The organism is Gordonia sp. CNJ-863 (assembly GCF_001942325.1).
Classification (GTDB): domain Bacteria; phylum Actinomycetota; class Actinomycetes; order Mycobacteriales; family Mycobacteriaceae; genus Gordonia; species Gordonia alkanivorans.
Window position 1 is genome coordinate 81708 of the sequence record NZ_MKKG01000005.1, and the last position, 17749, is coordinate 99456.

The following is a 17749-nucleotide window of genomic DNA, read 5'->3' on the forward strand; positions in this document are numbered from 1 at the left end:
AGGACCTGACCACGGGGATCAGTCTAGACATAATTCGAAATACACGGTGTAATGCCAATTATGGGTGACCCGCTCCGGGTGACCACCACGGGCGGGAGCGGCCATGACCGAATTCGATGTACCGACGCGTTTGGGGCGCATACGCGTTCGCGACGTCGGCGAGGGGCCGCCGGCGGTCCTGTGGCACAGCATGTTCGTCGATTCGGGTAGCTGGGATCGGATCGTTCCCGGGCTCGCGGGCCGACGACGGCTGTTCATCGTCGACGCCCCGTGGTGCGGTGCGAGCGAGAAGTCAGCCGCCGCCGCCGACATCGAGGCGTGTGCGGATGCCGCGCGGGAGATCATCGCGACGGTGGGGGATGTGTGCGGTGCCGAGGCCGTCGACTGGGTGGGCAACGCGTGGGGCGGTCACGTCGGCATGCATCTGGCCGCCGTCGAGCCGGAGCGGATCAACACACTGGTCGCGATGAGTGCGCCGACCCGTCCGATCGACCGGGCACTGCGGCGCCGGATCGGACTCCTGTTGCCGATGTACCGCGTCATCGGTGCGCGAGGCCCGGTGTGGTCGGCGATCTCGACCACGCTGTTCACCGACCGGACACGCAGCGACGATCCGGAGGCGATCGCGGTGTTGCGGCGCGGACTCCGGGCTTCCGGGCGGTCGATGATCCCGGCCATCCGCACAGCCATTCTGAACCGCACGGACCTCACGTGGGCGGCTGCGCGGATCACCTGTCCGGTGCTGTTCGTGACGACCGACGACCGCGGCGAGTGGACACCCGAGGAGGCCCGCGAGGTCGCGGCCACCATGCTCGATGCCCGTGAGGTCACCATCCGGGAGGCCCGGGTGATCCCGGCTCTCGAGCAGCCGGGCCAGACCGTTGACGCGGTGCTGGACTTCTGGGCGCAGAAGGCAGAAGAATTGCCACTCCCGGCGACAACCGCTGATAGCTAGCGATTGTCACCGGAAGTGGCGATCCTGGTGGGTCTTCTCAGGGGGCCGATCAGGAGGCCGCGGTCTCCTCGATGGCATCCTCGGCATGCTTGCCGGTCGGCTGCGGGACGGCGACCAGGGGGTACACGCCGTTCTCGTCGTGGACCTCGGTGCCGACCACCGGGGGATTGAACACGCACAGCATGCGCATCGGCGTGTCGGCGGTGACCGTGTGGCGTTCGTGGCCGTCCAGCAGATACATCGTGCCGGGGGCCAGGGGATGGGTCTCACCGGTCTCCCGGTTGAGCAGGGTGCCGGTGCCCTCGACAAGCCAGACGGCCTCGATGTGGTTGGCGTAGTGGAACTCGTTGACGCTGCCGGCTTCGATGGTGGTCTCGTGGAACGAGAACCCCACACCGTCGCCGCCGAGGACGATTCGCTTGGAGCGCCAGTGGCCGTCGGCCACGTCACGCTCGGTTCCGGTGATCTCTTCGGTGGTTCGGACGATCATCCGATCACCTCCTTGACTGCGTCGGAAAGGATGGACAGGCCGCGGTCGAGGTCCTCGCGCGAGATGGTCAACGGCGGGAGCAGCTTGACGACCTCGTCGGACGGACCCGACGTCTCGGCCAGCAAACCTGCGCCGAAGGCCAGCGCGCAGACCTTGCCTGCTGCCGTGTGGTCCTCGAACGCCAGGCCGCGGACCATGCCGCGACCGCGCGTCGAGATTCCCTCGTAGCGGTTGCAGAGGTCGGAGAAGACCTCGTGGATGCGCTCACCCTTCGCGTGGATGTCACGGCTCAGGGTGTCGTCGGACCAGTAGGCCTCGATGGCCTTGGCGGCGGTGACGAACGCGGGGTTGTTGCCGCGGAAGGTTCCGTTGTGCTCCCCGGGGGTCCAGACGTCGAGTTCCGGCTTGAACAGCGTCAGGGCGAACGGCAGACCGTAGCCGCTGATCGACTTCGACAGGGTGACGATGTCGGGCTTGATGCCGGCTTCCTCGAAGGAGAAGAAGTCGCCGGTGCGGCCGCAACCCATCTGGACGTCGTCGACGATGAGCAGGATGTCGCGGCGCTCACACAGGTCGGCCAGGGCGCGCAGCCATTCGGCGCGTGCGACGTTGACGCCGCCCTCGCCCTGCACGGTCTCGACGATGACTGCGGCGGGGCGGTTGAGGCCACTGCCCGAGTCGTCGAGGACGCGCTCGAACCAGGCGAAGTCTTCCATGACGCCGCCGAAGTAGTTGTCGAACGGCATCGGGGTCGCATGGACCAGGGGGATGCCGGCGCCGGCACGCTTCATCGAGTTGCCGGTCACCGACAGCGAGCCCAGCGTCATGCCGTGGAAGGCGTTGGTGAAGCTGATGATCGACTCGCGGCCGGTCACCTTGCGGGCCAGCTTGAGTGCCGACTCGACGGCATTGGTGCCCGTCGGTCCGGGGAACTGGATCTTGTAGTCGAGTCCGCGGGGCTCGAGAATGTGCTTGGTGAACTTCTCGATGAAGTTGCCCTTGGCGACGGTGGCCATGTCCAGTCCATGGGTGATGCCGTCGGACTGGATGTACTCGATCAGAGCTTTCTTGAGCTCGTCGTTGTTGTGGCCGTAGTTCAGCGAACCTGCGCCGGCGAAGAAGTCCAGGTACTCCCGACCGTTCTGGTCGGTGATGTAGGAGCCCTTGGCGGTGGTGAAGACCGCCGGCCAGTTGCGGCAGTAGCTGCGGACCTCGGACTCGTGCGTGGTGAACACAGAGTCGTCGAAAGTCTTGTCGAGAACAGGGGTGGTGTCGAGAAGTTGCATGACCTGCTTCCTTCTTCTTGGTATAACCGCGCTACAGCTATGTGAGCGCAGGCGTTCCGGTGCGGTTCGACGACCGCGTGTACCCAGAACTCGGAAATTTATGCCGGTTGTCGGCAACTTTTTCTGACTAGTGCCAACGACGTTGGGGCACTGCGTATTTCGATGGTGATCGGACTTACAACCCTCGACACGGGTGTGCCGGGATCACGCGCGAGCGCTCAGGGCTCGGGGATCTCCGGTTCGAGCATGTAGAGGTCCTCGGGCTCGTGCGAGTCCGGAAAAGTGTTGGCGGCGAACAGGTCACGGCGCTCGAAGCGGAGACCGCGGGCCTTCGCGACCGACTCGAACAGTCGCTGCGACGGGATGTTGTCGGGACTGATCGTGGTGTGCATCGCCACCATTCCGTGGCGGTTCGCACGATCGAACAGGTGGTGCAGCATGGACCCGGCGACGCCGTGTCCACGCATCGAATCGTCCACGGCGACCTGCCACACCATGAGTGTGGAGGGGTCGCTCTGGCGGCGATATCCGGTGACGAAGCCGACCGGACGGCCGTCTACTTCGGCGACGATCGAGGTGTCGGCGAAGTCGTGGCACCACAAGACGTAGGAGTACGACGAGTTGACGTCGAGAACCTTTGAGTCCGAGGCGATTTCCCAGAGGCGGGTACCGTCGGCGACAGTCGGCATCCGATAGTCGACGGTGAGGACAGTTGTTGGGGCCGTTCCTGCTTGTGAAGGGCTCATAACGCTCTCGACGTTAACAACGGGTATCCGGGAAGTCACCCACCAGCGGAAATTGCCTCATCGAACCCCTACCTTCTACCTGTTCAGACATGCAATGTGAAGTGGGTCACAAGAGTGTCACCCACGCGTCGATTCGGGGGTTCCCGGGGGAGCAGAATGGCCCCATGACGAGGATCATCGCGGGCGAGCTACGGGGTCGACGGCTCCGCGTTCCGGACGAGGGAACTCGTCCCACTTCCGACCGCGTGCGGGAGTCGGTCTTCAACATGCTCGACGCCCGATTCGATCTCGGCGGGCTCTGGGTCCTCGATCTGTACGCCGGGTCCGGGGCCCTCGGCATCGAGGCGGTCTCGCGTGGTGCGGCCGGCGCGACGTTCGTCGATTCCGCACGGAAGGCCGCCACCGTCATCGGCGCGAATGTGAAGGCCTGCGGGATCGCCTCGTCGGCCACCGTACTGACACGACCGGTGTCCGCCTACCTGTCCTCGCCGCCCGAGCGGAGATACGACCTCGTGTTCTCCGACCCGCCGTACGCGGTCGATGCGGCCGCACTGTCCGAGGATCTGACCAAGCTGGCCGCGTCCCGGCTCGCCGACGGCGCGCTGGTGGTGGTGGAGCGCTCGGCGCGCTCGACCGGTGACATCTGGCCCCGCGACTTCGAGGTCGTCGTCGACAAGAACTACGGCGACACCCGCGTCGAGGTCGGGGAGTTCATCGGCTCCTGACGCGCCTGATGTGTGGGGCCGGACGGTAAGTTCAGGCCATGACGACGGCAGTGTGTCCCGGTTCCTTCGATCCCTTCACCCTCGGCCACCGCTATGTGGTCGAACGCGCCGCGGCGTGTTTCGACGAGGTGGTCATCACCGTGGTGGTCAATCCGAACAAGCGAGGCATGTTCGGTGTCGACGAGCGGATCGCGCTCATCGAGGAGGACTGCGCGGATCTGCCCGGCGTGCGGGTCGATCGCTGGGAAGGCCTTCTCGTCGACTATCTGAAGCAGGAGTCGATCCACACCATCGTCAAGGGCCTGCGTTCGGCGGTCGACTTCGACTACGAGGTCCCGATGGCCCAGATGAACCGCGCACTCGCCGACGTCGAGACGGTCTTCCTGCTCACCGACCCCCGGTTCGCGCATGTGTCCAGCTCGCTCGTCAAAGAGGTGGCCAAGCTCGGCGGTGACGTCACGCCCTTCCTGTCGCCGCACATCCACAAGAACCTGACCGCGAAGCTCACCGGGGAGCGTTCCGTCTAGGACCCACCTGCGGGAATTGCGACACACCCCACGCGCTTCACTAATCACAGGCGCAACATTCGGCACAATAGTCACAGATTCACCAACTGTTGCAAACAGGCAAGCGCCGGATTGGGGTGGCTGTGTACCGGGTATTTGAGGCTCTCGACGAACTCGTGGCGATTGTCGAGGAGGCGCGGAGTGTGCCGATGACCGCGGGCTGTGTCGTGCCGCGCGGTGACGTGCTCGAACTCCTCGACGACATCAAGGACTCCATCCCGGGCGAACTCGACGACGCGCAGGACGTCCTCGATCAGCGCGACACCCTCATCGGCGATGCGCGCGAGCACGCCGAGACGACGGTGGCCAAGGCCGACTCCGAGTCCGAGGCCGTGCTGGCGCACGCCCGCGCCGAGGCCGACCGCATCCTGTCCGAGGCCAAGGCGCAGGCCGACCGCATGGTCGACGAGGCGAGCTCGCACTCGCACTCGCTCGTCGAGGACGCCACCGAGGAGGCGCGCCGGCTGCAGACCAGTGCCGCCCGCGAGTTCGAGGCCGTCACCGGTCGCGCCCGCGCCGAGGCGCAGCGCACCGTCGATGCGGCGAACAACACCTACGACAAGTCGGTGGCGGACGGCATCGCCGAGCAGCAGCGCCTGGTGTCGGAGACCGAGGTCGTCGGTGCGGCCAAGTCCGAGGCCGAACGCATCATCGACGCGGCCCACGCGGAGGCGGATCGCCTGCGCGGCGACTGCGACGTGTACGTGGACGAGAAGCTGGCCCAGTTCGAGGAGATCCTCACCGGCACACTGCGTTCGGTGAACCGTGGACGTCACCAGCTGCGCACCGGTGCGGGCATGCACGACTACGTCGAATACCCGCGTAGCGTCGATGAGCCGGCTCGCGACTCCCGTGGCGACAACTCGCGGTCGCGTGAGACCTCGACCCGGAATTCCTACGACCGCGACCAGGGATCCCCGCTGGCGGTGTGACCCGCCGGGTGACCGGTCACGCACACGCCGTGGCGTCAGTCGATGATTCGTGATCGCGGGCGTATGGTGCAGTTTGTGTCTGATCATGCTGTGACATCAGAAACGTCGCACGGACCCGATTCCACGCCGCGGCGCGATCCCTTCGTCCTCGACGTACGGTCGCTGGGTCGTCGCCCGGGAACCATGTCCGAGGTGCACAAGACGGTGACGACGCCCGACAAGCTCGGCGTCGAGATGATCGGCATTCCCGCCGGCTCGGACGTCGACCTCGATCTCCGGCTCGAATCGGTGAGCGAGGGAATCCTGGTGACCGGCACCGCGTGCGGTGAGACGGAGGGGCAGTGCTCGCGCTGCCTCGAGCCGATCGACGGCACGGTGACGGTGTTCCTCACCGAACTGTTCGCCTACCCGGACAGTGTGACGGAGCAGACCACCGAGGAAGACGACGTGCACCGCATCGTCGACGACCGCATCGATCTCGAGCAGTCGATCATCGACGCCGTCGCTCTGGAACTGCCGATGTCGCCGCTGTGTTCGGAGGACTGCCCCGGGCTCTGCCAGGTGTGCGGCATCCGGCTGGCGGTGGCCGAGCCGGGGCACGCGCACGAGCTGATCGATCCCCGCTGGGCCGGTCTCGCGAACAAGTTCTCGGAGTTGTCCGACGAGAAGCCCGGCGACGAGACGTCCGCAGGCGAGAACCCGGACGATCAGGAACGTCGTGACTGACGCCACCCGCGAGGACGGTCGTCGTGCCGCATTGCTCGCCGCTCTCGACACCGACATCCCCGAAGACCTTCTGACGCTGGCGCTCACGCACCGTTCGTATGCGTACGAACACGGCGGTCTGCCGACCAACGAGCGTCTGGAGTTCCTCGGTGACTCCGTTCTCGGCGTGGTGATCACCGAACGTCTGTACCTGCATTTCCCCGACCGTCCCGAGGGTGAACTCGCGAAGATCCGTGCGAGCGTGGTCAACATGCACGCGCTCGCCGACGTGGCACGCGGTCTCGGCGACGAGGGTGGCCTGGGCAAGTACCTGTATCTCGGTCGTGGCGAGGAGATGACGGGCGGTCGAGACAAGGACTCGATCCTCGCCGACGGTCTCGAATCCCTGTTCGGCGCGGTGTTTCTCAGCCACGGCCTGGAGACCTCGCAGCGGATCATCCTGCGCCTCTTCGACGAACGCATCGAGAAGGCCGGACAGCTCGGCGCCGGTCTGGACTGGAAGACCTCGCTGCAGGAGCTGAGCTCCGAACGCGGCTATGGCCCACCGCAGTACCAGATCTCGTCCACCGGCCCGGATCACAACAAAGAGTTCACCGCGATCGCGATGATCGCGGGGGAGAACCTCGGCGAGGGCGTCGGACGGACCAAGAAAGAGGCCGAGCAGCAGGCGGCGGCCCACGCGTGGAAGGCGCTCACCGAACGCGCCGAAGCGTCGTCGTGACAACAGCGTCGTGACAACAACTCTTCATGCCTGAACTACCCGAGGTCGAGACCGTCCGCATGGGTCTCGAGAAGCATCTGACCGGACGGACCGTGACCGCGGTCGAGGTGCTGCATCCGCGTGCCGCCCGCCGCCACGTCGGCGGCGAGCCCGACCTGATCGGTCGCCTCGCGGGCAAACACGTTACCGGAGTGCGGCGTCGCGGCAAGTACATGTGGATCGACGTCGCCGACGACACCGACCGTGCCGCCCTCGTCGTGCATCTCGGCATGAGCGGGCAGATGCTCATCGCCCGCGACGGGGCGCCCGACCACACCCATCTCCGCATCCGCGCACACCTCGACGACGACAACGAACTGCGGTTCGTCGATCAGCGGACCTTCGGAGGTTGGCATCTCGACGACTATGTGGATGACATCCCGGTGTCGGTGGCGCACATCGCTCCCGACCCGTTCGACCCGGCTTTCGACGCGGCGGCCGTCGTGAACCGTATGCGCGCCAAGCACTCCGAGATCAAGCGGGTCCTGCTCGACCAGACCGTCATCTCCGGCGTCGGCAACATCTACGCCGACGAGGCGCTGTGGCGCGCGCGGCTGCACGGTGCACGCATCGCCGAGACGATCTCGCGCAAGAAGCTGCTTGAACTGATCGACGCGGCCACCGCGGTGATGACCGAGGCGGTGGAGGTCGGGGGCACGTCCTTCGACGCGTTGTACGTGAACGTGAACGGTCAGTCGGGGTACTTCGAACGCTCGCTCAACGCCTATGGGCGCGAAGGGCAACCGTGCCGGCGGTGTGGTGCGATCATGCGGCGGGAATCTTTCATGAACCGCAGCTCTTACTTTTGCCCGAAGTGCCAGACTGCTCCACGGCGTCGCACACGTTGAGTCCGTAGTGCTCCCTGCGCTTACGTGCGGAGCGTGACCGCGGCGAAGCCGCTGTGCAGGCATCGACGAGTCCGGTGAAGGCTACGAGCGTTCCGCGGAACGCTCGAAGAGCCTTGGCCAGCTGTTTTGTCGGTGGGCGCCGCTAAGTTGTTCGTATATCCGTTCGAACAGCTGGGGGCTTGGGGTGTCTGTTTCGGTGCTGCACGGTGAGAATGTGTCGTCGATGTTCGATGGCGCGGATCCGGCGTCCTTGTCCGATGACGTGTTGGAAAGCAGAGTGCTGGCTTATGCCGCGCAGATCACCGCGCTCCCGGCCGAGTTCTTGTCTCTGGTGGCGGAATTGGATGAGCGGGAGTCGTGGCGGGGGCCGGGTGTGCATTCGCTCGCGCACTGGCTCTCGTGGAAGGCGGGTGTCTCTCAACGCACAGCGCAGGAGCAGGTACGGGTGGCGAAGGCTCTGACGGAGTTGCCGTTGATTCGGCAGGCGTTCGGTGCGGGGCGGTTGTCGTATTCGAAGGTGCGGGCGTTGACGCGGGTCGCGACCGCGTTGCGGGAGAAGGAACTGGTGAATCTGGCGTTGTCGTGTACGGCGTCGCAACTGGAGCGGGCGGTCCGTGCGATAGGACAGATCGACCGGGATCGTGGCATCGAGTCGGAGAATCGCCCACCGGTGGAGTCGACAGGCCGGTGGAAGTGGAATGCGGATGGCTCCTTGTCTGTGTCGCTGACGCTGTCTCCGCTAGACGGTGCCCGGCTTCTTGCCGGTGCGGTCCGGGCAGAGTACGAACGCACCCGGACCTGCGACGATGCGGATCTGTCCGCGGTGTCGAGCGTTCCGCGGAACGCTGCAAGCGAGTTGGAAACCGTGGATGGGGAACCGGACTCCGAGGTCAAACCGGCGAATCGTCGGGACCTGTGGCGAAATGTGCCGTCGAATCTGGCGCCGGCGTTGGTGGCCATGGCAGACATGGTGCACGAGGGGATCGCGATGCCTGATCTCGCACCGGGAGCCGAGATCCTGATACATACCGACGAGGGTGGGCAGCAGGCACACCTTGATGACGGGCCGGCACTGTCGGAGGCTGAGTTGGACGAGGCGCACTGCGGTGCTGCGGTTCGGAAGGCGTTGTCCAGCAGGGTTTCCGGAGCGCCGGGGAAGTTGGCGTTGCTGGGGTTGGGGCGTAAGTCGCGGACGCCGAACAAGGCACTCGTCAGGGCGTTGTTCGTGAGAGACCGGTGCTGTCAGATGCCCGGCTGTGAACGCACACGGCATCTGCACGCCCATCACGTGGTGTTCTGGTCGGCCGGTGGGGAGACCGAGTTGGACAATCTGATCTTGTTGTGTGGAAGCTGTCACCGTGCGTTGCATCGGGGTGAGTTCAGTATCACCGGGCGTGGGTCGCAACGGTTTTCGTTCCACCGGCCGGGCGGTTCGGTGATCGACGTGAGTCCCGCGAGACACGTGCCGGGGCAATGGTCGCCTGATGCGCGGGTGGCTGCGGATTCGACGGTGCCCGTGGGCGGCGGCAAGCTCGACCTCGGGTATGCGACCGAGTTGATCTACGCGGTGTGGGAATGGAAAGAACGCAACGCAAGCCGAGAGGCGGCAGCTGCCTGACGACGTCGGGCACGACCGGTTCGGGAATTCGTCCTGATCCACGGCTCTTACTATGGTCAGCGGTGTCAGCGCCGCCCCGCCGCCTGAGAGGACTCATCCCAGCATGACGATCGAACAGAACACCGCCGCCCCGGCCGCGACCGCGGAGCCCGCGCACACCGACCTCTGGGTCGAGCGCACCGGGACCCGGCTCTACACGGGGCGCAGTTCACGGGGTGCCGAGGTGAAAATCGGTTCGCAGGACGTCGACGGGGTCTTCACCCCGGGCGAACTGCTCAAGATCGCGCTCGCGGCGTGCACCGGCATGTCGTCGGACCGTCCGCTTTCGCGCCGCCTCGGCGACGACTACGACGCGACGATCCGCGTCAGCGGTGACGCCGACCGTGAGAACGAGGTGTACCCGCGGATCTCCGAGATCCTCGAGGTCGACCTCTCCGAACTCGACCCCGATGCCGCGCAGCGCCTGCTCGTCGTCGTCGAGCGCGCCATCGACGCGGTGTGCACGGTCGGCCGCACCATCAAGGCCGGCGCCGAGGTCGACCTGAAGATCGAGACGGACTGACACCATGACGACCGACCGGGTCCGACTGTCGGCGTTCGTGCACGGCCACGTCCAGGGTGTGGGCTTCCGATGGTGGACGCGGTCGCGGGCCCTAGAACTCGGTCTGGTCGGCTACGCGTCCAATCAGGCCGACGGACGGGTGCACGTCGTGGCCGAGGGGCCCCGCGACACAGTGGCGGCGTTGCTCGACGCGCTCCGGTCCGGAGAGACCCCGGGCCGGGTGGATCTGGTCGTCGACAGTCTCGAGTCGGCACGCGGAGACCTGACCGGCTTCCTCGAACGGTGAGCGCTGAACGGTGAGCGTTGCCCGAAACGCATCGCGATGGTGAGTACTCTGTACCGTCGTGCACCTCAAAAGCCTGACCCTGAAGGGCTTCAAGTCGTTCGCCTCGGCGACGACCCTGCGCTTCGAGCCGGGTATCACGTGCGTCGTCGGTCCCAACGGCTCGGGTAAGTCCAACGTCGTCGACGCCCTGACCTGGGTCATGGGCGAACAAGGCGCCAAGGCGCTGCGCGGCGGGAAGATGCAGGACGTGATCTTCGCCGGCACCTCCGGACGTCCGCCGCTGGGACGTGCGGAGGTCACGCTCACCATCGACAACGCCGACGGTGCGCTGCCCATCGAATACTCCGAGGTCTCGATCACCCGCCGCATGTTCCGCGACGGCGCCGGCGAGTACGAGATCAACGGCAGCACCTGCCGCCTCATGGACGTGCAGGAACTGCTCTCCGACTCCGGTATCGGCCGCGAGATGCACGTCATCGTCGGCCAGGGCCGCCTGTCGGCGATCCTGGAGTCGCGTCCCGAGGACCGTCGCGCGTTCATCGAGGAGGCCGCAGGCGTCCTCAAACACCGCAAACGCAAGGAAAAAGCGGTCCGCAAGCTCGACGCGATGCAGGCCAACCTGGCGCGCCTCACCGACCTCACCGCCGAGCTACGGCGTCAGCTCAAGCCGCTCGGCCGACAGGCCGAGGTCGCCCGCCGGGCGCAGACCGTGCAGGCCGATCTCCGCGACGCCCGGCTGCGCCTCGCCGCCGACGACCTGGTGATCCGCCGAGCCGAGATGGCCGAACACGCCGCCGTCGAGGACGAGGTCCGGCGCCGCCAGGACGAGGTGGCCGAGCAACTCGACGAGGCCAACGCGCAGGTCACCGAACACGAACAGCATCTCGCCGAGGTCACCCCGGCCGCCGCGGCGGCGAGCCGCGCCTGGTTCCGGCTGTCGGCGCTGGCCGAACGCGTCGACGCGACCCGCCGGGTCGCCGCCGAACGCAGCCGCTACCTCAGCGAGACCGCCACCGAGGCCACCGGACCCGATCCCGAGGAACTCGAGGAACAGGCCCTCGAAGCCGCCGAACTCGAGGCCGAACTGACCGAGGGCGTCGAGATCGCCGCCGAACAGCTCGAGACGGCACGCGAGGTGCTCCGCGAGCGCGAATCGATCGCCGAGGCCGCGGAAGCGGCACACCTGGCCGCCGTCCAGGCCATCGCCGACCGTCGGGAGGGTCTGGCCCGTCTGGAGGGCCAGGTCGACAACCTGCGGACGCGGTCGGAATCGGTCGACGCCGAGGCCGACCGCTTGACCGCTGCCATCGCCCACGCCACCGAGCGTGCGGAAAATGCTGCCTCACAACAAGATTCGGCGGCCAGTGAACTCGCGCAGCTGGAATCCTCCGAGCAGGCCCTCGACGAACACCACGAACGGTGCGTCGCCGCGCTGAACCTGTCCAACGAACGCGTCGCGACCCTGCAGGCCGAGCACCGCGAAGCCGAGCAGTCCATCGCCTCGCTGTCGGCGCGCGTGGAAGCCCTCGCCATGGGTCTCGAGCGCAACGACGGCGGTGCCTGGCTGCTCGACAACGCGCCCGACGGGTTACTCGGACCGATGTCGGAACTGCTCACCGTCGAGCCCGGTTTCGAGACCGCGATCGCCGGCGCCCTCGGCCCCGCGGTCGACGGCATCGTCACCGTTGACGGCATGGCGGCCATCCGTGCGCTCGAGGCCCTCAAATCCGGCGACGGGGGACGGGCCGCGCTGATCTGCGGTGGCCTCACCGAATCCGTCCGACCACGAGACGTCGCACTGCCCGACGGTGTGCGGTGGGCGGCTTCGGCGGTGACCTGCGGGCCGGAGATCCGCAACGCGATCGACACCGTCCTCGCCGACACCGTCGTCGTCGACGATCCGGCCCAGGGACTCGAGATCGCCCGTCGCCACGGCGTGCGCGTGGTCACCCACGCCGGCGACCGCATCGGCCCCGCGTCGATCGAGGGTGGCTCGTCGCGTCGCCCGTCGACGCTCGAGGTGCAGTCGGCCATCGACGCCGCGACCGAGGAACTCGCCGCCACCCGCCGCCGCGTCGAAGAGCTGGAGGCGGCACTCGACGGTGCTCTCACCGAACAGCGCGAACGCCGCGAAGCGGCGGAGGAAGCGCTCGCCGCGCTGCACGAATCGGATTCCAGTGTCGGCGCCGCCTATGAGCAGATGGCCCGGCTCGGCCACGAGATCCGCACCGCCCGTGCGGAGGCCGATCGCTTCACGCGTCAACGCAACCTCTTGGAAAAGGGTCGCGCCGAGACCCTGGAATCCCTGCACGAACTCGAGGAACGGTTGCGGCTGGCCCGCGACGAGTCGGATTCCGGACCGGAGATGGCGGCCGACGACTCCGAGCGGTCCACGGCCGCGGCAGCGGTCGGGATCGCCCGCGGCACCGAGATGGAGGCCCGTCTGGCACTGCGCACCGCCGAGGAACGTCTCGCCTCGGTGCGTGGGAAGGCCGACTCGTTGCGTCGAGCCGCCCAGCGTGAGCGGGAAGCACGGGAACGGGCGCGTCGTCAGGACGAGATCCGCCGGCAGGCCGCGGGTGTCGCGGCGGCGGTCGAGCGGGCCGGTGCCCGGGTCGCCGAACGTCTCGCGGCGGCGGTCGCGTCGGCGCAGGCGGGTCGCGACGAACTCGAGGAGATCCGGATCGCGCGGTCGGCGACTCTCGACGAGCTGCGCGTGCGGGCCGGTGAACTGACCACCACGCTGAACTCGTTGCGCGACACCGTGCATCGCGACGAGGTGGCCCGCGCCCAGGTGGCACTGCGCATCGAGCAGCTCGAGGAGCAGATCCTCGAGACGTTCGCGATGTCACCCGACGACCTGATCGCCGAATACGGTCCCGACGTACCGATGCCGCCCTCGGCACTGGAGATGCAGGAGTACGAGGAGGCCAAGGCGCGCGGCGACCAGGTGGTGGCCCCGGCGCCGATGCCGTACGACCGCGCCACCCAGGAGGCGCGCGCGAAGAAGGCGCAGAAGGACCTCAACACCCTCGGCCGGGTCAACCCGCTCGCGCTCGAGGAGTTCGCGGCGCTGGAGGAGCGCTACAACTTCCTGTCCTCGCAGCTCGAGGACATCAAGGCCGCCCGCAAGGACCTGCTCGACGTCATCGAGGAGGTGGACGCCCGCATCCTGCAGGTGTTCACCGAGGCCTACGCCGATGTCGAGCGAGAGTTCGGCCAGGTCTTCCAGACGCTGTTCCCCGGCGGTGAGGGCCGCCTGGTGCTGACCGAGCCCAACGACATGCTCACCACCGGCATCGAGGTGGAGGCCCGGCCGCCGGGTAAGAAGGTGAAGAGGCTGTCGCTGCTGTCGGGCGGGGAGAAGTCCCTGACCGCGGTCGCGATGCTCGTGGCGATCTTCCGCGCCCGCCCGTCGCCGTTCTACGTCATGGACGAGGTCGAGGCGGCGCTCGACGACACCAACCTGCGCCGACTCATCAAGCTGTTCGAGCAGCTGCGGGAGAAATCGCAGCTGATCGTCATCACACATCAGAAGCCCACGATGCAGATCGCCGACGCCCTCTACGGCGTCAGCATGCGCGGGGACGGCATCACGACCGTCATCTCGCAGCGCATGCGCGGCGTGAACATGCCCGTGGCTCAACAGGAGGACACCAGCCAGTGAACACCGGAATCATCATCGGGATCGTCATCGCGGTGGTCGTCATCGCCGCGCTGATCGTGCTCGGACTGGTGCTGGCGCGTCGTCGTCGCATCTCGCTGTCCGACACGACGACGCAGCCGGAGATCGTCGACGGCACCACCCGTCAGGTCGACCGGTCCGGGGGATACCAGGCGGGGTCGGGCTTCAGCTTCAGTCGCGGTGACACGGCTCTGGCCGAACCGCCGGCCCGCAAGCCGGAACCACCGCGTGAGCCGGAACCGCAGCCCAAGCCGGAAGCGCCGGTCCAGCCGGTGGCGGAGCGCACCGACGTCGACGGCCAGCCAGCGATCGGCGACGACGCCGCGGTGCCGCGTGACTCCCATCGCCGCGGGATCACCGAGGTGTCCCTCCCGGACGTGATCGAACCGGCCGAGGCAGAACCGGAAGCCGCCCAACCGGAGACGACCCAACCGGAGACGACCGAGCCGGAGACGACCGAGCCGGAGGCGCTGGCCGCAGAACCCGAGACGGCGGCGCCGGAGGCAGCCCAGGCCCCGGCGGTCGAAGAGCCGGTGGTCGAGGAGCCGGTGGTCGAGACTCCCGACGACGCGTCGGGCGCGGTGGCGGCACCGCCGCGCGAGGAGATCGCGCCGACTGCGGGGCGTCTGGGCAAGCTGCGCGGACGGCTGTCGCGGTCGCAGGGTGCGATCGGCAAGAGCGTGCTCGGTCTGCTCGGCGCGGGTGACCTCGACGAGGACAGCTGGGAGGAGATCGAGGACACCCTGCTGATGGCCGACCTCGGTACGGCCACCACCATGACCGTCGTCGAGAACCTCCGTACGGAACTGGCCGCCAACCCGGTGAAGAACGCGGGGGAGGCGCGGGCTCTCCTGAAACGGGTGCTCGTCGAGCAGCTCGATCCGACCCTGGACCGGTCGATCCGCGCGCTGCCGCATGCGGGGCGTCCGGCCGTCGTGCTGGTGGTCGGGGTCAACGGCACCGGAAAGACCACGACCACCGGCAAGCTGGCCCGTGTTCTCGTCGCCGACGGGCGTCGCGTACTGCTGGGGGCCGCCGACACCTTCCGTGCGGCCGCCGCCGATCAGCTGCAGACCTGGGGTGAGCGGGTCGGAGCGGAGATCGTGCGCGGCAAGGAGCAGGCCGATCCGGCCGCCGTGGCGTTCGACGCGGTCGACCGCGGGATCGCCACGGGTGTCGACGTCGTCATGATCGACACCGCGGGCCGACTGCACACCAAGACCGGCCTGATGGACGAGCTGGGCAAGGTCAAGCGAGTGGTGGAGAAGAAGGCGCCCGTCGACGAGGTGCTGCTCGTGCTCGACGCCACCGTCGGCCAGAACGGTCTGATGCAGGCGCGGGTGTTCGCCGAGGTCGTCGACATCACCGGCGTGGTGCTGACCAAGCTCGACGGCACGGCCAAGGGCGGCATCGTCTTCCATGTCCAGAAGGAGCTCGGGGTGCCGGTGAAACTGGTGGGTCTGGGCGAGGGCGCGGACGATCTGGCACCGTTCGAGCCGGAGGCGTTCGTCGACGCACTGCTGTGAAGTCGATTCACGATCGGCAAACCGGGGCGCAGTAGTGCCGGGATGAAACTGAGACAGGCCTCAGAGGCAACCTCGTATTTTACCTGAGCGAAATATAAATCGTTCATCGGGTTACGTGCCCGAAACGTCAAGGCACCACTGCCGAAACCGAGTGCCGACAAAGTCTTGGGAGGCGCCGAGCCGTCGGCGCATCCTGAGGAGGTTTTCACAGTGGTTTTGGCTCAGTTGCCAAACGAATCGTTTGGCCCGATCGACACGGGCAACACGGCATTCATGCTTGTGTCGGCCGCGCTTGTGTTGCTGATGACCCCAGGTCTCGCGTTCTTCTACGGGGGTTGGCGCGCGGCAAGTCCGTCCTGAACATGATGATGATGTCGTTCGGTGCGTTGGCGTCGATCAGCGTCGTCTACGTCCTGTGGGGCTTCTCGATGTCGTTCAGCGACGGCATCACCGGTGAGAGCGATATTCTCGGTCTCTTCGCCAACCCGTTCGCGCTGTTCGGCTCAGATCAGCTCATGAGCACGATCGGCGAGGGAGACACCGAGCAGTACGTCACTGCCGGACTGTCGGTGCCCGCCGTCATCTTCATGGGATTCCAGCTGACCTTCGCGGTCATCACCGTCGCCCTCATCTCCGGTGCGCTCGCCGAGCGCGTCAAGTTCTCGACCTGGATGGTCTTCACCGTCATCTGGTCGACGATCGTCTACTTCCCGCTGTCCCACATGGTGTGGGGCGGACTCGTCGGTGGTGGCGGACTCCTCGGCGCCGGCGAGGACAGCATCGCGGCGAAACTGTTCGGAACCACCGACGGTGAGGCGAATGTCGCACCGATCGACTTCGCGGGTGGCACCGTCGTGCACATCAACGCCGGTATCGCGGCGCTGGTGCTGGTCCTCATCATCGGCAAGCGAGTCGGCTTCGGTCGCACCGCCTACCGCCCGCACAACATCCCGTTCGTGATGCTCGGCGCGGCACTCCTGTGGTTCGGCTGGTTCGGTTTCAACGTCGGGTCCGAGCTGGGTGCCGACCTTCTCGCCGGCCAGGTGTGGGTCAACACGACCGCAGCGACCGCCGCCGCGATCATCGGCTGGCTCGCAGTCGAACTCATCCGCGACAAGCACGCCACCAGCGTCGGCGCCGCGTCGGGCATCGTGGCCGGCCTGGTCGCGATCACCCCGGCCTGTGGTGCGCTGACCCCGGTCGGCTCGCTGATCCTGGGTGTCATCGCCGGTGCTCTGGCTGCCCTCGCCATCGGCATGAAGAACAAGTTCGGCTACGACGACTCGCTCGACGTCGTCGGCGTCCACCTGGTCGCCGGCCTGTGGGGCACCCTCGCCATCGGTCTCCTGGGCAAGGACGTCGGTCTCCTCTGGGGTGGCGATTACAAGCAGCTCGTGGTGCAGGCGGTCATCGCCTTCTTCGCGCTGGCCTTCACCGCTGTGCTCACCGCGATCATCGCCTTCGCCCTCAAGCCGCTCGGCTGGCGTGTCAGCGATGAGGACGAGAAGAGCGGCATCGACGAGGCAGAACACGCCGAGACTGCCTACGAGCTGGCATGACGCTCACGCCAAATCGCTACTACGCTGACACCCGTGGAGAGGGATAACAAATGAAGCTGATCACTGCAATCGTCAAGCCGTTCACGCTCGAGGACGTCAAAGCCGGCCTGGAGCAGGCGGGAATCCTGGGTATGACCGTCAGCGAGGTCCAGGGTTACGGACGCCAGAAGGGCCACACCGAGGTCTACCGCGGCGCCGAGTACTCGGTCGACTTCGTGCCGAAGGTCCGCGTCGAGGTCGTCGTCGACGACTCGGCCGTGGACAAGGTCGTCGACGTGATTGTCGAGGCCGCCCGTACCGGCAAGATCGGTGACGGCAAGGTGTGGGTCTCGCCGGTCGAGTCGGTGGTGCGCGTCCGCACCGGCGAGCGCGGCGGCGACGCTCTGTAAGTGAGCTCGTGCCCTTTCTGAACCCCAGCGCGGCCCCGCGTCCGACGACGAGTCGGGCGCGGGGCCGCACCGTTCAACCCCCGAGACCGA

Annotated in this window: 16 protein-coding genes and 1 pseudogene; 14 read left to right on the forward strand and 3 right to left on the reverse strand. The window is 67.0% G+C overall.

Annotated elements, in window-relative coordinates; all coding sequences use genetic code 11:
• The first annotated feature begins 103 nt into the window (after positions 1–103).
• Positions 104–955, forward strand: a complete 852-nt coding sequence (locus BJF87_RS03030; RefSeq protein ID WP_075862609.1) for an alpha/beta fold hydrolase — start codon at positions 104–106, stop codon at positions 953–955.
• Positions 956–1004: 49 nt separating this feature from the next.
• Here the strand turns inward: BJF87_RS03030 and BJF87_RS03035 are convergent, their stop codons facing one another.
• The 3 genes from BJF87_RS03035 to ectA form a co-directional block, all read right to left on the reverse strand.
• Positions 1005–1445: an ectoine synthase gene (locus BJF87_RS03035; protein WP_042375860.1), complete on the reverse strand. Its 441-nt coding sequence runs from the start codon at positions 1443–1445 to the stop codon at positions 1005–1007.
• The gene (ectB, locus tag BJF87_RS03040; RefSeq protein WP_075862610.1) at positions 1442–2731 is read right to left on the reverse strand and encodes a diaminobutyrate--2-oxoglutarate transaminase; all 1290 of its coding nucleotides are present in this window, start codon (positions 2729–2731) and stop codon (positions 1442–1444) included. Before ectB ends, BJF87_RS03035 begins: the two co-directional genes overlap by 4 nt.
• A 218-nt stretch (positions 2732–2949) precedes the next feature.
• Positions 2950–3477, reverse strand: coding sequence for a diaminobutyrate acetyltransferase (gene ectA, locus BJF87_RS03045; protein ID WP_075862611.1), 528 nt, complete (start codon positions 3475–3477; stop codon positions 2950–2952).
• 164 nt (positions 3478–3641) lie between these two features.
• Between ectA and rsmD the strand changes: the two genes are divergently transcribed.
• The 13 genes and pseudogenes from rsmD (at position 3642) to BJF87_RS03110 (ending at position 17659) form a co-directional block, all read left to right on the forward strand.
• Positions 3642–4202 carry a 16S rRNA (guanine(966)-N(2))-methyltransferase RsmD gene (gene rsmD / locus BJF87_RS03050; RefSeq protein ID WP_006357935.1) on the forward strand — a complete coding sequence of 187 codons (561 nt, stop codon included), beginning with the start codon at positions 3642–3644 and terminating at the stop codon, positions 4200–4202.
• Between the two features lie 38 nt (positions 4203–4240).
• Positions 4241–4729 (forward strand): pantetheine-phosphate adenylyltransferase, encoded by a 489-nt coding sequence (gene coaD, locus BJF87_RS03055; RefSeq protein WP_006357934.1) that lies wholly within the window; start codon positions 4241–4243, stop codon positions 4727–4729.
• Positions 4730–4851: 122 nt separating this feature from the next.
• Positions 4852–5700 (forward strand): ATP synthase F0 subunit B, encoded by an 849-nt coding sequence (locus BJF87_RS03060; RefSeq protein WP_075862612.1) that lies wholly within the window; start codon positions 4852–4854, stop codon positions 5698–5700.
• 42 nt (positions 5701–5742) lie between these two features.
• Entirely contained in the window at positions 5743–6426 is a 684-nt protein-coding gene (locus tag BJF87_RS03065) for a DUF177 domain-containing protein (protein ID WP_187346454.1), read from the forward strand.
• Entirely contained in the window at positions 6419–7147 is a 729-nt protein-coding gene (gene rnc, locus BJF87_RS03070) for a ribonuclease III (protein ID WP_075862613.1), read from the forward strand. The genes BJF87_RS03065 and rnc overlap by 8 nt, the downstream gene beginning before the upstream one ends.
• A gap of 26 nt (positions 7148–7173) precedes the next feature.
• Positions 7174–8034, forward strand: a complete 861-nt coding sequence (gene mutM / locus BJF87_RS03075) for a bifunctional DNA-formamidopyrimidine glycosylase/DNA-(apurinic or apyrimidinic site) lyase (RefSeq protein WP_035754090.1) — start codon at positions 7174–7176, stop codon at positions 8032–8034.
• A 223-nt stretch (positions 8035–8257) separates the two neighbouring features.
• Positions 8258–9652: an HNH endonuclease signature motif containing protein gene (locus BJF87_RS03080; RefSeq protein WP_051405976.1), complete on the forward strand. Its 1395-nt coding sequence runs from the start codon at positions 8258–8260 to the stop codon at positions 9650–9652.
• 103 nt (positions 9653–9755) lie between these two features.
• Positions 9756–10214 (forward strand): OsmC family protein, encoded by a 459-nt coding sequence (locus BJF87_RS03085; protein ID WP_035754092.1) that lies wholly within the window; start codon positions 9756–9758, stop codon positions 10212–10214.
• A gap of 4 nt (positions 10215–10218) precedes the next feature.
• Positions 10219–10500 (forward strand): acylphosphatase, encoded by a 282-nt coding sequence (locus BJF87_RS03090; protein ID WP_006357925.1) that lies wholly within the window; start codon positions 10219–10221, stop codon positions 10498–10500.
• Positions 10501–10558: 58 nt separating this feature from the next.
• Positions 10559–14167 carry a chromosome segregation protein SMC gene (gene smc / locus BJF87_RS03095; protein WP_006357924.1) on the forward strand — a complete coding sequence of 1203 codons (3609 nt, stop codon included), beginning with the start codon at positions 10559–10561 and terminating at the stop codon, positions 14165–14167.
• The gene (gene ftsY, locus BJF87_RS03100) at positions 14164–15711 is read left to right on the forward strand and encodes a signal recognition particle-docking protein FtsY (RefSeq protein WP_006357923.1); all 1548 of its coding nucleotides are present in this window, start codon (positions 14164–14166) and stop codon (positions 15709–15711) included. Before smc ends, ftsY begins: the two co-directional genes overlap by 4 nt.
• Positions 15712–15921: 210 nt before the next feature.
• A pseudogene (locus tag BJF87_RS03105) lies at positions 15922–17270 on the forward strand (ammonium transporter).
• Positions 17271–17320: 50 nt separating this feature from the next.
• Positions 17321–17659, forward strand: a complete 339-nt coding sequence (locus BJF87_RS03110; protein WP_005198965.1) for a P-II family nitrogen regulator — start codon at positions 17321–17323, stop codon at positions 17657–17659.
• The last annotated feature ends 90 nt before the right edge of the window (positions 17660–17749 follow it).

Excerpts from the sequence above, each read along its gene's own strand:
- BJF87_RS03030 (WP_075862609.1), top strand. The coding sequence starts at position 104 with ATGACCGAATTCGATGTACCGACGCGTTTGGGGCGCATACGCGTTCGC.
- BJF87_RS03035 (WP_042375860.1), bottom strand. The coding sequence starts at position 1,445 with ATGATCGTCCGAACCACCGAAGAGATCACCGGAACCGAGCGTGACGTG.
- ectB (WP_075862610.1), bottom strand. The coding sequence starts at position 2,731 with ATGCAACTTCTCGACACCACCCCTGTTCTCGACAAGACTTTCGACGAC.
- ectA (WP_075862611.1), bottom strand. The coding sequence starts at position 3,477 with ATGAGCCCTTCACAAGCAGGAACGGCCCCAACAACTGTCCTCACCGTC.
- rsmD (WP_006357935.1), top strand. The coding sequence starts at position 3,642 with ATGACGAGGATCATCGCGGGCGAGCTACGGGGTCGACGGCTCCGCGTT.
- coaD (WP_006357934.1), top strand. The coding sequence starts at position 4,241 with ATGACGACGGCAGTGTGTCCCGGTTCCTTCGATCCCTTCACCCTCGGC.
- BJF87_RS03065 (WP_187346454.1), top strand. The coding sequence starts at position 5,743 with ATGATTCGTGATCGCGGGCGTATGGTGCAGTTTGTGTCTGATCATGCT.
- mutM (WP_035754090.1), top strand. The coding sequence starts at position 7,174 with ATGCCTGAACTACCCGAGGTCGAGACCGTCCGCATGGGTCTCGAGAAG.
- BJF87_RS03080 (WP_051405976.1), top strand. The coding sequence starts at position 8,258 with ATGTTCGATGGCGCGGATCCGGCGTCCTTGTCCGATGACGTGTTGGAA.
- BJF87_RS03085 (WP_035754092.1), top strand. The coding sequence starts at position 9,756 with ATGACGATCGAACAGAACACCGCCGCCCCGGCCGCGACCGCGGAGCCC.
- BJF87_RS03090 (WP_006357925.1), top strand. The coding sequence starts at position 10,219 with ATGACGACCGACCGGGTCCGACTGTCGGCGTTCGTGCACGGCCACGTC.
- BJF87_RS03110 (WP_005198965.1), top strand. The coding sequence starts at position 17,321 with ATGAAGCTGATCACTGCAATCGTCAAGCCGTTCACGCTCGAGGACGTC.